This window comes from Flavobacterium sp. RSP49 (genome assembly GCF_003968735.1).
Taxonomy (GTDB): Bacteria; Bacteroidota; Bacteroidia; order Flavobacteriales; family Flavobacteriaceae; genus Flavobacterium.
On the sequence record NZ_RYDN01000029.1, the window covers coordinates 25,354 to 40,283 of the forward strand.

The following is a 14,930-nucleotide window of genomic DNA, read 5'->3' on the forward strand; positions in this document are numbered from 1 at the left end:
AGATATGGAACAAATATATATAGTAATGCTTGTGGTTTTAGGCATTTTGGCGATAATTGATCTAGTTGTCGGGGTTAGTAATGACGCAGTAAATTTCTTGAATTCGGCAATTGGTTCTAAAGCAGTGTCGTTTCGTACTATTATGATTGTGGCCAGTTTGGGTATTTTAGTAGGAGCGCTATTTTCCAGTGGTATGATGGAAATTGCCCGAAGTGGTATTTTTGTTCCCGCCATGTTTAGTTTTAATGATGTTATGATTATTTTCTTGGCCGTAATGATCTCAGATATTATATTATTAGATGTTTTTAACTCAATAGGATTACCAACTTCGACAACAGTATCCATTATTTTTGAACTTTTAGGGGCAGCGCTCTGCTTGGCAGTCTATAAAATTTATGTTTTGGACGATAGTTTTGATACTTTAAGTGATTATATCAACACTGAAAAAGCATCACAAATTGTTTTCAGTATTCTACTGTCTGTCATTCTTTCTTTCACTCTTGGAAGTTTTGTACAATATGTTTCTCGATTAATTTTTACTTTTCAATATGAAAAAAGAGTCAAATATATAGGTGCAATTTTTGGAGGATTAGCCATTACTGCGATTACTTTTTTTATCCTGATAAAAGGATTGAAAGGAGTTTCTTTTATCGATCAAGCTACTCATGTCTGGATAAAAAGCAATCAATTACTGATAATAGGAGTAAATTTTGTTTTTTTCACACTGCTTTCTCAAGTGTTGATGACTTTCTTCAAAATAAATATTCTCCGAGTAATCATTATAGTGGGGACTTTTGCTTTGGCTTTAGCTTTTGCCGGGAATGATTTGGTTAACTTTATCGGCGTTCCTATTGCGGCCTATAATTCCTATGAAATTTTCAATGGTTCAGGAATTTCTGGAGATCAATTTATGATGGGAGCTTTGGCTAATGATAATATTGTGGCGCCATTTTATTTTTTAGTTTTTGCAGGAGTGGTTATGGTTATAACACTTTGGACTTCAAAAAAAGCCAAAACTGTCATCGAGACCGGACTTAATTTGTCCAGACAGGGTGATGGCGTAGAACGATTTTCACCTAATATGTTATCCAGATATATTGTGCGATTTGGCGTTTATATCGGACTGGGAATTAATTATTTTTTACCAAAATCAATTCAAATTAAAATTGATAAGCAATTTGAGAAACCGGAAGTCAAAGGAAAAAAACGAAAAGACGAACCTGCTTTTGATATGGTTCGTGCTGCTGTAAATTTAATGGTAGCCAGTATTTTGATATCGATAGGGACTTCTTTAAAGTTGCCACTTTCTACAACTTATGTTACTTTTATGGTGGCCATGGGAACTTCATTTGCAGATCGAGCTTGGGACCGCGAAAGCGCAGTGTATCGTATTGCAGGGGTTTTTAATGTGATTGGGGGATGGTTTGTAACAGCAATTGTTGCATTTGTTTCGGCCTTTATCTTTGCGTATTTCCTCAAAGTAGGTCAAGTATATGCTTTCATCGGATTGCTGGTTGGATTAGGAATTCTTTTGTATCGAAGTTCAAGAAAGCATACTAAAACCATTAAAGCCCAGCAAGAATTATTGCTCTTGAAAAGAGAAGATATTGTTACCATAAATGAAGTTATTAGGGAGTGTACCATTCAGATTTCCAGAGTGATAAGCGGTTCAAACACGATTTATAGAGAGGTTATCGAAAATCTTAGCCTTCAGGATTTAGGGAAGTTAAAGGAGAATAAAAAAGACCTCAAAAAACTCGAAAAAGAAGTCGATGAATTAAAGAGTAATGTATACTATTTTATAAAGAATCTGGATGAAACCTCGGCAGAGGGCAGTATGTTTTATGTCATGATTTTGGGTTATCTTCAAGACATGATTCAGTCCCTTGGATTCATCTCACAAAACAGCTATGCACATATCAATAACAATCACAAACAATTAAAATTCAATCAAATTAGGGATTTGAAAAGCTTAGACAATAAGCTTGAAAAATTATTTGAAGATATTATTGTTATTTTTCAAGAAGGTTCGTTTGACAAAATTGATGTTATTTTAGAAACCAAAATGGAGATTTACGATCAAGTATCTAAATTAATTAAAAAACAAATTGAAAGAATTAGAACGGTAGAAACCAGTCCTAAAAACAGCAAGTTGTATTTCGCGTTACTTTTAGAAACTAATGATTTGATAAAAGCAACGATGCACTTACTCGAATTATTTAAAGAATTCAATAGCCAGGCTAATTTAAAAGGTACAAATATGTAATTCAGTAGTGCTTCTTTTTTTATAACCATTCAAAACTAATCTTAAGAAATCCATCTGAGAGAATGGGTTTTTAGGGGTTAAGGATACTTATTTTTGTGTTTTGGAAAATATCAAAAAGCGATTTCCAGTCGATATTGCAATGCAAGGTTTGTAAACCACGGTAGGACGCGACTTCACTAAGATTTTCAATTTTGAAATCGTCTTGATTTGCATAGGGAACTAATCCTTCTTTTTTTAGCTTTCGGGCTAAATATTCCTGTTCGTATTGGCCCGGAGTTGGAATAAAAAAAGCCTTTTTACGGAGTTGGGCTAGATCCATAATTGTGGTGTATCCGGAACGGCACAGCACCATTTCACTTTCGTTAAAAGCCTGCTCTAACTGGGAAGAATTCATGTAATTATAATAGGTAACAGGATTGATTTGAGTTACTATTTGTTCGGTTTCAATCTTTCCTTCAATAAACACGACATTCCCGCGGTACCTTGCGATTTCTTTTTTCAGGTAATCCTCCAGCAAGCCGCGCTGAGGTTCTGGTCCGGAAAGAATAATCATTAAATCATATTTTTTTGGGACCAATTTTTTTTGCAATCGACTCAAAGGACCAATGTATCTAATTTTAAGATTTGGATCGTCAACATGTCCCATTTTTCCGGTTAGATTAATTGATCCGTCAAGATCTGGAACCCAACATTCCGTATATTTTTTTATAATATGTTGGTGGATCTTACTGGTAATCCAAGTGGTATTGCCAGTCATTACATTCAATTGATGGGTAATAAACACCGAAGGAATTTTTTTGCTAAACACCCCTAGTCGGTTGTCGGATATAATCCCGTCTATCCTATATTTTGAGATCCATTTTTTAATTATTTTTTTTTCTTCCCAAATTGCTTCAAGCATTTTTGGGCTATTTTTTAATAATTTCCATTTAAAGTGAGCTCCATTTTTTGCATATTCTATCTGGTAGGATGGCAGTTCCAGCGTTTGTAAAGTAGGGAATTCCTTTTTTAGCAAAGCCAATGCAATTCCATCAGAAGCAATTATAGGAATGTAGTTGTTCTCTAATAAGGCCTTAATGATTGGAATACAACGTGTAGCATGGCCTAAGCCCCAGTTTAATGGCGCAATCAAAATAGTTTGTTGGTTGGCATTCAAATCCATGTGGCTCTGTAGTTTAGTGGTTTAAATTTGAAAGATAGACAATGAACGTGTATTTAATATTGCGAGGGCATTACCAAACTATTAAATTGTGGTATTAAAAATAGGCTCTCAATTGAATATTTCCAGTATGTATGGCCTGGGTTGTTTCACTTTTCCGACCCTGATAATTAAAATTAACATCTAAAAACTGGGTGATATTTTTTTGTAAAAGAAGCCTCCAAGTGATGTTTTGTCCGGTTTGTAGCCCTTCCAGCATTTGAAATCCAACCGAAGAGAATTCATTTCCTTCGAATTTATTTTGGTAAAAAGAGACTTCGCCGTTCATCGTGAATTTTTTTGTGCCTGCATACGAAAAGGCAGTTCCAAAACGGTTTTGCAGCAGCGTTTCTGAAACCCCAATTTGGTTTTTTTTATTCTGTAATTCATAAAAGAGGTCCCAGCTCGTGCTTTTAGAAAATAGATAACTGATTTTAGGAGCTAATTGATAACCGTTTATAGCATAGTTTTTCTCCGGGAAATTTTCTGATTCAATGGTTGTTTGTATCGTTTTGGCAAAAAAACCAAGTAGCCAGCTTTTCTGGTACAAATGATTGTACTGCAATTGATGCGAATTGTTGGTAGCCTCTTGAGAACCTATAGACAACAAGTTTTTAGTTTTATTTTGCAGATAGGAATACGTGGCGGAGTGGTTTTGTTTTCCTCTATTGTAAAACAAACTGTTCCTTAAACTCGAGTTTAATCCCAACACATTTTCAGTAGAACTGCTGAACGGATTTAATTCGAAATTATCACCCTCACTTCTGGTTTTTCGGTCGATTATAAAAGCGGTTTGATTGTAGAAATACGAAAGTATTTTCTTAAAACCTTTTTCGTTCTGCCATTGATTGGGATTCAGGGTCACGGATTGCGAGAATTTGTTTTGATGTGTTTTTATGTAAACCCTGTTGGGAAGAAAGATGCGGATGAATTTTGCCTGGTCAATAAACGTGGCGACTTCAAACTCCTGTAATTCCTGAATTCCATTGACGTTATAGTCGTTCCAGGTGTAAATTCCCTGGCCCGCAGGAACTTCCAGATACGTGAATTCCTGTTGGGGAATGGTCCCGGAATTCGTTTCATAAACCGTTGTGCTTTGTATCAATTGATTGAAAAAACGATCCGTATAAATTATTCTGGAATTTAACGTAGGTTCTCTTTTTCTTGTTGCATCCACAAATTCCAAGATCCTATAATTGGCATATAGGGATAAATCGCTTTTATTAGTTTGAATCAATTTTGATTTCAAAAGGAAAGTCTGAGACGAATTGACCCTTTGGATCAGTCCATTTTGTAAACTGTCATTGGATCTTCTTAGGTATCCCAATTCTACAAAAACTTTGGTGCTGTCTCCGCGACCGGTAAAAAATCCGTACTCTGTAAATTTTTGACTCAAAGCCGAAAATTCATTTGAAATTTTATTTTTCTCCTGATTGTCCTCTAAGCGCAAGCGAGAGCCAATCCAGTTTTTGTCAAAATGAAAACGGATTTGGGATTGGTTTCTTAAAAATTCAGAGGATGAAATCGTTCCGTCACTTTTTAGGGAACTGCCTTGATTTTGAAAAGTCCAGTTTTTTATTTGAAACAAGCCATTTAAAACGTGTCGATTTCCCGAAAAATTTCCCGAAAAATCCAGTTTTTCAAACTGATACATCAATAGTCCTTTGTTTGTTGAGTTGGGTTTAGGGTTTAAATCCAATTGCAGTCCGGAAATTAACAAACTTTGATTTCCTCTAGCCTTAGTTCCTAAGTTCCAATCCCGGTCAAATTCGATGTTGTAAAGCCGTTCTACAGCCCTGAAATTTTGCTGAATAAATTGATAATTCGCAAAAGCATCTACTTGCCATTTTTTTGAAAAAAGCCGTTGCTTGGCATTGATTTTTGCAGCCAGGCCCTGATTGTTTGCATCGTCAACGGGCGAAAATAAATTGCTGTCGTTATTGCTGAGACCAATTTCAAAATCGAGAACTGTTTTCTCAGTGGGATTGTATTTTCCTAAAAAGGTAGTCACTTGGATTTTTGTAGGAGCAATCAATTGTATGATGGGTGCATAATTTCCTTGCGGAACGCCGTTAATGGGAGCTATATACTCATAAACCCGGGTGATCGTGGCTGAATTTGTCAAAATATAATTTCCATTATTCAGTCCTACTAAAGTAAATCGTACATTGAATAATTCCTGCTGTGCTTCATTTGAGTACTCAAAAATTTCCACAGCATCGAGGATTGTTTTTCGGTACAGCACCTTGTTTTCAGAATAGGAATCTGCAAATGCTGACGGGGCAACCATTAAATCAGGATTATCTCCCGCATTAACTAATATCTGGGCTTGTTCTTGGGATAAATTTTGTTGTAAAGGTTGGTTTTTGAGGTCGTTTTCCGAATATAAATAGCCTCCAAAACTCCAGTTTTTATTCTCGTGTGTGGCGCCTGCATAGGTTATAAATCGAGTGTAATTTCGATCTGAATATTGGTATTCTATGGCAATTCGCATTTCGGAGGTAATCGTGAAAAGCGGGGTAAACACGATTTCACCCGCATTATAATCAATCGTGTAATCATTATTTTCGCCTCGTTTTAATAAAACACCATTTACATACACCCGCTCTGAACCTGAAATAACGAGTACATACAACTCTCCATTTTGCCCTTTTAATTTATAGGGACCCTGACTGCCTTCTTGGCCCACGATATCGCTTTTTGCATATTGTCCTCGGACCAGCGCTGCTGAGGCAAATACATTTGTTTTGTTTTCTTCGGTTCCAAAGGTGAAGGTGGTGGCGAGTCCCTGCACTTTTTTATTGAAATTCAGGAATTGGGATTTCTTGTTCTCCAGAAAAATATCACCCGCTCGAATATTCCAATCGGCACTGAATAATTCCATGAATACATTATCGAACTGGTCTAATTTTTGGGAATAACCGCCATCCTGCAGCGGAATGTTACTGTCTTGAATGGAGGCTCTTAAGCTTACTTTTTCAGAGATTTTTCCTGTGATTTGTAAGTCTAAATTGGAATTCAAAACGGCATTTTGATTGTTTCCTATGGTAATGCCACGGGTAATACTTCCGGATGTGTTCAAGCCGTCAAAAGGTACATTTTTATTTGGTTTTTTATTTTTTAGGGTATATAAATCACCTGATCCGGCTTCGTTGCTTACTACTTTGGCAGAATCATAAATGCGGTATTCTTTAGTAAGGATCTCCGGAAATTTCAAATAGTGTACCGTTATTGAATCGTTGTATTGGGAGCTGTTTTCTTTTAAAAGTAAAGTCCCTTCGCTGAAATTTACCGTATAAAAAGTGATTTCGATGGGTTTGCCATTGGCGTCAAGCAATTTGAAAAAACTGGAATTAATGCTTTCTTTTTCAAGATGAATGGTGTCGCGGGAAAAAGGGATTTTTTTGGTTTTGTACAACGAATTTATTTCCTGTGCGTGGAGCCCAGAAATACAGCTTATTACAGTCCAAAAAAGTAATTTTTTCAACATAAATACTATAACTCGAAAGTGTCAAAAGTAGTATTTATAATTTGATAATTATAAAAGGTTTCGAATTTAGCGTTTGGGTTTTAAAGTATTAAAGGAATGGAGATCAGAATTTGATTCTGATCTCCATTTATACTTTGGGTTGCGCATGTTTTTTAGGGTTACACTTCCTTTGTGATCACTTGTATGGTTTCCCGACTGACTTGTTTCAACAATACAACTTTGTTTTTTTCAACGGTTTCGGCTGCTGTTTCGTTAAAATGTCGGATGGTGTATAAGGTGACATTTTCATTAAACTCTACTTTAAACTTTTTAGACAAGATAGCATTCAGGGCTTTGAAATTTTCAAATTTATCTTCTACACATACGGAGAAACTAATTGCTGAATTCTGAATCAAGTTCACTTTTATTTTGAATTGATGGAATAATGCAAAAATTTCGCTGATGTTTTCTTCCATGATAAAAGAGAAATCGATAGAGGAAAGCGAAATCAAAAGCTGGTTTCTTTTGACGATGAAACACGGTAAATAAGGTTCTAAGTCGACTCCTTTGGAAACGCTTGTTCCTTTTAGTAAGGGATTTATAAAGGATTTTACATACAACGGAATTTCCTTTTTTTGCAAAGGTTGTAGTGTTTTTGGGTGAATAACCGTTGCCCCATAAAAAGCAAGTTCTATTGCTTCACGGTACGAAATCTGATTCAATAAACTCGCATTTTCAAAATATCGTGGATCGGCATTCATTACTCCGGGAACATCTTTCCAGATGGTCACGCTTTCGGCATTTAAGCAATACGCAAAAATTGCAGCCGTATAATCAGATCCTTCTCGGCCTAAAGTGGTGGTAAAGTTATTTTCGTCAGAACCTAAGAATCCTTGTGTAATGTTTAGTGTTTTACGTTTTACGTTTTTGGCAATGTTCTTCTGTGTCAATTCCCAATCTACTTCCGCATCCCTGTATGTAGCATCGGTTTTTATGAAATTCCGAACATCCAGCCATTGTGTTTTTATGCCCATGAAATTCATGAAATGACTTAGGATTGTGGTCGAAATTAATTCGCCATAACTGACAATTTGATCATAGACAAAATTATAGTTGGGCGATTTATTGTGAGTCAGGAAATATTCTAAATCTGAAAATTGAGTGTTGACAGCTTTGAAAACTTCGTTTTTCTCGTCCTCAAATAAATCTATCAAAATTTGATTGTGGTATTTTTTTACTTCTTGAACAGATGAATTTAATTCAGCGGATTTATCGAAATAATTTTTTATGACAACCTCGAGCGCGTTTGTGGTTTTTCCCATTGCAGAAACAACCAACAATACGTCTTCATAACCCACTTTTTGTAAAACGTCGTACACGTTTTTAATTCCTGCAGCATCTTTTACAGAAGCTCCTCCAAATTTGAATACTCTCATATTTTAAACAAAAATTGTTCTTTATTTTATTTCAATTTATTCTCCACAAAATTGGTGATTCCCAATTCGTCCATTTGTACTACATACCAGTCACGAAGCACTTTTGCGCCTGATTTTTCATAAAATTCTATTGCCGGAGTATTCCAGTCCAATACATTCCATTCTACTCTTCGAACCTGATCTTTTTTACCCTGTTTTATAATTTCAGAATATAAAGCATATCCTAATCCGGTTCCACGCATTGTCTCTTTTACCACTAAATCTTCTAGGTGAATTGTTTTTCCTTTCCAAGTAGAAAATCGGTAGTAGTACAAGGCGATACCTACAATTTGCTTTGCCTGTTCACTATTGCTCGGGTCCGCTTGAACCTCGGCAACAAAAACATGAAATAGTGGCACTGGGCCAAAACCATCTCGAATTAAATCGGCGACAGTTACAAGGACGGCATCGGGTTCTTTCTCAAATGTTGCTAATTCTTTGATGAGCCCTAAAACAGCTTCCATATCTTCAGGATTTCCTTTTCTGATCGTCATGTGCGGGATGTATTTGTGTTTTTTTGTTTGAATAAGAAATGTACATTTTTCATTGGCGATTGGATCAATCTCCAAATTGGCTCATTTCATAATTTTTTATTTTAATGCTTCAAAATCGCAATAAAATTAGATTTTTACGTATTAATTTTATGTTTTAATCAGCAAATATACAATACGGTTAAACTAAGTAACTATTTTTCAAATCAATTTCACAAAAAAAACGATATTTGTGACTTCAAAACAACTACAACGATTTCTTAATGGAAGCACGCAACAAAACACTTGGAGAATTTATCATTGAAAACCAGAATGCTTTTCAATATTCGTCCGGCGAATTATCTCGAATTATCAATTCTATCCGATTGGCTGCCAAGGTAGTCAATTATAAAGTAAACAAAGCTGGACTGGTAGATATTGTGGGTGCTGCCGGAGAGCAAAACATACAGGGGGAAGACCAGCAAAAATTGGATGTGTATGCAAATGAAGTTTTTATTCAAACATTAATTAATCGCGAGATCGTATGCGGAATCGCTTCTGAAGAAAATGATGATTTCATTACTGTGGAAGGAAGTGATAACAGCCACAATAATAAATATGTAGTATTGATGGATCCCCTTGACGGCTCGTCTAATATTGATGTTAATGTTTCTGTAGGGACAATATTTTCGGTTTACAGGAGAATTACCCCGATAGGGACTCCAGTTACGTTGGAAGATTTTTTACAGCCGGGAATCAATCAGGTTGCTGCAGGCTATGTAATTTACGGGACTTCGACAATGTTAGTTTATACAACTGGACATGGTGTGAATGGATTTACGTTGAATCCTGCTATAGGTACTTTTTACTTGTCTCATCCTAAAATGAAATTCCCAACCGATGGTCATATTTATTCCATCAATGAAGGTAATTATGTCCATTTTCCGCAAGGAGTAAAGGATTATATCAAATATTGTCAGCTGGAAGAAGGAGACAGGCCTTACACTTCTCGATACATCGGAAGTTTAGTTTCTGATTTTCATCGCAATATGATTAAAGGAGGGATTTATTTATATCCTACAAGTTCAAAAGCATCCAAAGGGAAATTACGATTGTTGTATGAATGCAACCCATTAGCTTTTATCGCAGAACAGGCGGGAGGAAAAGCATCGGATGGATTTGATCGTGTGATGGAAATTGAACCAACTGAACTGCATCAGCGCGTTCCTTTTTTCTGTGGAAGTTACAATATGGTTGAAAAATCGGAAGAATTTATGCTTAAAGCAAAACTAAGCAAGTACTAAAAACAAAAAAGCTTCCGTCTTGGCGGAAGCTTTTTTATAGGTATAATCTACGTATTGATGTTTTGTATTTCAGTAATAAACGCATCCAAATCTACTTCTCTCTCTACAAGCAGAAGAGCATTTTCTACAATTTGATTTATTTTTTCAGGGTCAAATCCTAATCCAATGCCAATTTTTCGTAACATCAGCTCTTGTTTGTCTCCTAAATGGTGGTCAACATGAACGATTCTAGCTAGATCATATAGTCGCTCTATCCTTTGTTCATATAAATAAGGAGGATTGATAGGGTATTTTAGCGGATCCTGTAAAATTTCTTCATATTCTGCTGGAGAAATTTCTAATCGAACGGCTAATTTATCGACAAATGCTTTTTCTTCTGGAGAAATCTTCTCGTCAGTTAGTGCTACACGGACAATAGATGAAAAATGACCTCTATTTCTTTGTTTGAATTCGCTATCAAATAAATCTGAAAATGACATAATTATGGTTTTTGTATCGTACAAAGATATATCTATTTTTAAATTATTAATTTTTATTTTTTCTATATTTTTTCTTTGAACATACCCGCTTTTGATTTGTATTTATTTGAATATTCAATTGGATCATTTTCAAAATTAATCGTAAGTTTACAGCCCCTTTATCAACTTAATACTTTGCTGATGTCAGAATTTTGGGTTTACTTTCAAATAGGATTAAAACACGTTTTAGATATCCATGCGTATGATCATGTTTTATTTTTAATCGCCTTAGCTGTACCATTCTCTTTTAAGGATTGGAAACGAGTTGTGCTTCTGGTGACCCTTTTTACCATAGGGCACACCATGGCTTTACTGCTTTCCGTTTTTGGAATAGTTGCGATTAAAGTGAATGTGGTCGAATTATTAATTCCAATAACAATTTTGGTAACCGCATTGTTTAATCTTTTTGCAGCAGGAAAATCGAGCAAGAAAGAAAGTCTCAATTCGGTGTTTTTTATCACGCTTTTCTTTGGGATAATTCATGGGTTGGGTTTTTCAAATTATTTCAAATCGATTCTTGGAGGAAATGCTATGTCTAAAGTCTTGCCACTGTCAGAATTTGCACTAGGTATAGAAGCCGCCCAGATTGTAGTGGTTTTTTTGGTTTTGATTTTAGCCTACATTGTTCAGACTGTTTTTAGATTTTCAAAACGCGACTGGACATTAGTAATGTCAGCATTTATAATAGGAGTAGTGATACCAATGATTGTGGAAAGTGAAATCTGGATAAGATAAAATGAACGGAAAAAAATTAAATAAATACGACAAAGCATACCTCAGAATTGCCAAAGAATGGAGCTTGCTGTCCTATTGTAAACGAAAACAAGTTGGTGCAATTATTGTGCGTGACAGAATGATAATCTCAGATGGGTATAACGGAACGCCCTCCGGTTTTGAAAACTGTTGTGAAGATGAGCAAGGATTAACCCGCTGGGATGTTTTACATGCTGAGGCAAATGCGATCCTCAAGGTAGCACGATCAACACAATCCTGCGAAGGAGCCACCCTGTATATCACACTTTCACCTTGTAAGGAGTGCAGTAAATTGATTCACCAGTCGGGAATAAAAAGAGTGGTCTATCACAATGGCTATCGGGATGATTCCGGCATTCAGTTTTTGATAAAAGCCGGAGTAGAGGTGGAGCATATTCCAGTTTTGGAGGAATAAAAGAACGCGCAAAAAATTCAAAACGATGATGCACGTCAGGTTATATTAATTTTTTAATGATAACTTTATATGAAATTTAATACAAAATATTTACCACTACTCCTTTTCTCAACACTTGTTTTTGGAGTTGTGTTGGGGGGAATGTTGCATTTTCCCGGTAGAGCTGATTTCACAGCTAAAAATAATTCTAAAACCAAGCTGAATACACTCATTGATTTTATTGATGCTGAATACGTTGATGCGGTTGATACGGATTCTATTGTAAATCTCACCGTTGATAATATTCTTGCGCAACTTGATCCGCATTCTGTATATATTCCCGCTAGTGAGCAGCAACAGGTAATGGAAAGCATGAAGGGTAATTTTGTGGGAATAGGAGTGAGTTTTTATATGTATAAAGATTCTGTAGCGGTCATAAAACCTGTAGAGAACGGCCCTTCGGCAAAGGCAGGAATAAAAGCAGGCGACCGGATCCTATATGCTGATAAAACTAAATTGTTTGGGCGTAAGTTGCCCACAGACAGTTTGTTTTCTAAATTAAAAGGGGCAGTAGGTTCTAATATTGAGCTTACAATATACAGAAAATCAGAACGTAAAAAACTCAAGCTAAAACTAAAACGCGATGTTATTCCCTTAAAAAGTGTTGATGCCGCTTTGCTCCTGAGTAATACGACAGGATACATAAAAATAAATCGTTTTGCCGAAACTACTTACAAGGAGTTTATGCAAAATTTGTCTGCACTTAAGCAACGAGGTGCAAAGTCACTTATTATTGATGTTCGAGATAACGGTGGCGGTTATATGGAAGAAGCAATTGCTATCGCGGATGAATTGTTGCCAAACAAACAACTGATTGTTTTTACCAAAAACAAAAAAGGTACTATAGACAAGACATTTGCAACCCAAAAAGGTAGTTTTGAAAAAGGAAATGTTTTTATTCTAATTAATGAAAACAGCGCTTCAGCAAGTGAAATTCTTGCAGGAGCCGTTCAGGATAATGATAGGGGGACTATTGTAGGCCGCCGTTCTTTTGGAAAGGGATTGGTGCAACGAGAAATGGATTTTGCTGACGGTTCAGCAGTTCGCTTGACTGTTGCCAGATATTATACGCCAACAGGCCGGTCGATTCAAAAACCCTATTCAAAAGGGAATGAAGCGTATTTTAAAGAATCAGAAACGCGTTTTGAAAATGGGGAACTATATCAAAAAGACAGTATAAAAGTTTCAGACACCTTGCAATTCAAAACTAAAAAAGGTAAAATTGTATATGGCGGTGGCGGTATTGTTCCTGATGTTTTTGTACCGCTTGAGGTGGAACATGGAAATGAAAGTACCGCTTATTTATTGCAATCGGGAATCGTAGGGAATTTTGTTTTCGAACAATTGGATAAAAATCGGAGCGCCTTTAAAGGACTCACTTTTGCTCAGTTCCAATCTAAAATGAATCAAACAGAGGCATATTTCAATTCATTTCAGAAATTTATTTTTGGCAACGGATTGGATTTGAAATTTGGAAAAAGCAAATCATTGGTAAAACGATACCTGGCTGCTGAATTTGCTCGGCAATTGTATGGGGAACGGTCTTATTATGAGATTATATTGAAAGAGGATGCCATGATTAAGGCAATTTTGAAAAAATAATAATCACTATATTTCACAGTATGGAAAGTAAGTTTTCTGGAATGACAGTTAATGAGCGTTTGTATGTTGGAGGTCTTATAAATGACTTTGATAATGCTCTGGAACAAAAAAATGTGGAAGGAATTAAAGCTGTTTTAAAGAAAGTGGCACTAAATGAAGCTATTGTTGAGATGCTTAATTAGAAAATTTCACTCTTGATTTTGTTTGTCCTTAAAAGGAAAATTAATTTTGATTGTCCCAATCTTTTCTATATCGAATGAGTTCGTTATCTATCATTTTCTTTGACGTACTTAATAAACAGGCTGCATCTTCAGAATAAATAGGCGGAAAATAAGTTATTTTAATTTCAGTGGTCCGTTTTCCAAAGCATTTTAAAAAATGAGGAATGAAAGTGTCGTCACCAATAAAAGCGTCTGTTTTTTCTTTATAATCTATTGCAATAGGAATTACGGCGGCTTTAATCTTAGTAGCCATTACAAAAGAGCCGTAATTGAAATCAAGAGTTGTTGGCAAATCCGCTGTTGTTCCCTCTGGAAAATTAATGATCGAATATCCTTTGGCAAGAACTTCTCGGATATTTTCGGCGGTTTCTTGTCGGCTTTTTGGACACTTTCTATCTACAAATAAAACGCCGGATATTTTGCAGATGTAGCCAATCATAGGCCATGAGGCAACTTCTTTTTTCCCTACAGGAAAAGCATGTATTTGATTTACGATAACAATTGGGTCAAAATAAGAACGGTGATTGGCTACGATTAGTCCTTGAACTTTCGGCTTGTCGCCATAGATGATAGTGCGTATGCCTAAAAGAGTGTTTGAGGTGCGAATTATAAAATCCCGCAGTACAAGAGCTTTTTTGGCGTTAATTTCGTTGCTTCTAAAAAAAGACGAAAAATAAAACACAATCGAAAAAAAAGAAACAAATCCGATAAAAATCAGGAGTCTTGCTAGTCCCAAAAAAAATGATCCCATAAAACAGTGAATTGAAGGTGTAAACCTAACACTATTTTTTGAGAGATTTTCCTGAATGAAATTCTATTTATCTAATGCTATCGTGAGCATGAGTCTGAATTCCGCCATTCCATAAAGTTAGAATATCTGTTGCTACAGAGGCGCCGCTGCCTGCAGCAATAGCCAGTTGGCTTCTCCATCCGGCTAAAGTGCCAATCACGTAAATGCCTTCCTTCACTTTGTGATCACTGTTTTTGAGTTGGATTCGTTGTTTTTCGGGAAGGGATTTTTGATGTGGTTCTACAAATGGCATTAAACCTTCAATAGCAAAAGTATTTGCAGATCCGACACCTACAACAACTATGCGGGCTTTGTACGTTTTTTTATTTGTAGTTGTCCCGTCCTGAAATAGCGATACACAAAAAGTATCCTAATGGAAAAACATGAAGAAACACGCTATGTGAAGCGGA

12 protein-coding genes and 1 pseudogene are annotated in these 14,930 nt (G+C 35.9%); 6 read left to right on the forward strand and 7 right to left on the reverse strand.

Going from position 1 to position 14,930, the window contains the following annotated elements; genetic code table 11:
- Positions 1-4 precede the first annotated feature (4 nt).
- Positions 5-2,266 carry an inorganic phosphate transporter gene (locus EKM02_RS12110; RefSeq protein ID WP_126455507.1) on the forward strand — a complete coding sequence of 754 codons (2,262 nt, stop codon included), beginning with the start codon at positions 5-7 and terminating at the stop codon, positions 2,264-2,266.
- A gap of 70 nt (positions 2,267-2,336) precedes the next feature.
- Here EKM02_RS12110 and EKM02_RS12115 read toward each other — a convergent pair whose 3' ends face one another.
- The 4 genes from EKM02_RS12115 to EKM02_RS12130 all read right to left on the reverse strand — a co-directional run bounded on the left by EKM02_RS12115 (position 2,337) and on the right by EKM02_RS12130 (position 8,902).
- On the reverse strand, positions 2,337-3,428 hold the full coding sequence (locus EKM02_RS12115) for a glycosyltransferase (RefSeq protein WP_126455509.1): 1,092 nt from the start codon (positions 3,426-3,428) through the stop codon (positions 2,337-2,339).
- Positions 3,429-3,522: 94 nt separating this feature from the next.
- A complete protein-coding gene (locus EKM02_RS12120; RefSeq protein WP_126455511.1) occupies positions 3,523-6,954 on the reverse strand; it encodes a hypothetical protein in 3,432 nt (1,143 codons plus the stop codon).
- 158 nt (positions 6,955-7,112) lie between these two features.
- On the reverse strand, positions 7,113-8,369 hold the full coding sequence (locus EKM02_RS12125; protein ID WP_126455513.1) for an aspartate kinase: 1,257 nt from the start codon (positions 8,367-8,369) through the stop codon (positions 7,113-7,115).
- A 26-nt stretch (positions 8,370-8,395) separates the two neighbouring features.
- Positions 8,396-8,902 (reverse strand): GNAT family N-acetyltransferase, encoded by a 507-nt coding sequence (locus EKM02_RS12130; protein WP_126455514.1) that lies wholly within the window; start codon positions 8,900-8,902, stop codon positions 8,396-8,398.
- A gap of 260 nt (positions 8,903-9,162) precedes the next feature.
- Between EKM02_RS12130 and fbp the strand changes: the two genes are divergently transcribed.
- Positions 9,163-10,182, forward strand: coding sequence for a class 1 fructose-bisphosphatase (gene fbp / locus EKM02_RS12135; protein ID WP_126455516.1), 1,020 nt, complete (start codon positions 9,163-9,165; stop codon positions 10,180-10,182).
- Between the two features lie 47 nt (positions 10,183-10,229).
- On the opposite strand, the gene EKM02_RS12140 is transcribed toward fbp, so the two are convergent.
- Entirely contained in the window at positions 10,230-10,661 is a 432-nt protein-coding gene (locus tag EKM02_RS12140) for a TerB family tellurite resistance protein (protein ID WP_126455518.1), read from the reverse strand.
- 180 nt (positions 10,662-10,841) lie between these two features.
- On the opposite strand from EKM02_RS12140, the gene EKM02_RS12145 reads away from it, so the two are divergent.
- The 4 genes from EKM02_RS12145 (at position 10,842) to EKM02_RS14935 (ending at position 13,691) form a co-directional block, all read left to right on the forward strand.
- Positions 10,842-11,435 carry a HupE/UreJ family protein gene (locus EKM02_RS12145; protein ID WP_126455520.1) on the forward strand — a complete coding sequence of 198 codons (594 nt, stop codon included), beginning with the start codon at positions 10,842-10,844 and terminating at the stop codon, positions 11,433-11,435.
- Position 11,436: 1 nt separating this feature from the next.
- Positions 11,437-11,868 carry a deoxycytidylate deaminase gene (locus tag EKM02_RS12150; RefSeq protein WP_126455522.1) on the forward strand — a complete coding sequence of 144 codons (432 nt, stop codon included), beginning with the start codon at positions 11,437-11,439 and terminating at the stop codon, positions 11,866-11,868.
- Positions 11,869-11,937: 69 nt separating this feature from the next.
- On the forward strand, positions 11,938-13,509 hold the full coding sequence (locus tag EKM02_RS12155) for a S41 family peptidase (protein WP_126455524.1): 1,572 nt from the start codon (positions 11,938-11,940) through the stop codon (positions 13,507-13,509).
- Between the two features lie 20 nt (positions 13,510-13,529).
- Entirely contained in the window at positions 13,530-13,691 is a 162-nt protein-coding gene (locus tag EKM02_RS14935) for a hypothetical protein (protein ID WP_199878492.1), read from the forward strand.
- Between the two features lie 40 nt (positions 13,692-13,731).
- Here EKM02_RS14935 and EKM02_RS12160 read toward each other — a convergent pair whose 3' ends face one another.
- Positions 13,732-14,481, reverse strand: a complete 750-nt coding sequence (locus EKM02_RS12160; RefSeq protein WP_126455526.1) for a lysophospholipid acyltransferase family protein — start codon at positions 14,479-14,481, stop codon at positions 13,732-13,734.
- 67 nt (positions 14,482-14,548) lie between these two features.
- Positions 14,549-14,851, reverse strand: a pseudogene (locus EKM02_RS12165) (NAD(P)/FAD-dependent oxidoreductase); the annotation flags it as partial.
- Between the last annotated feature and the right edge of the window lie 79 nt (positions 14,852-14,930).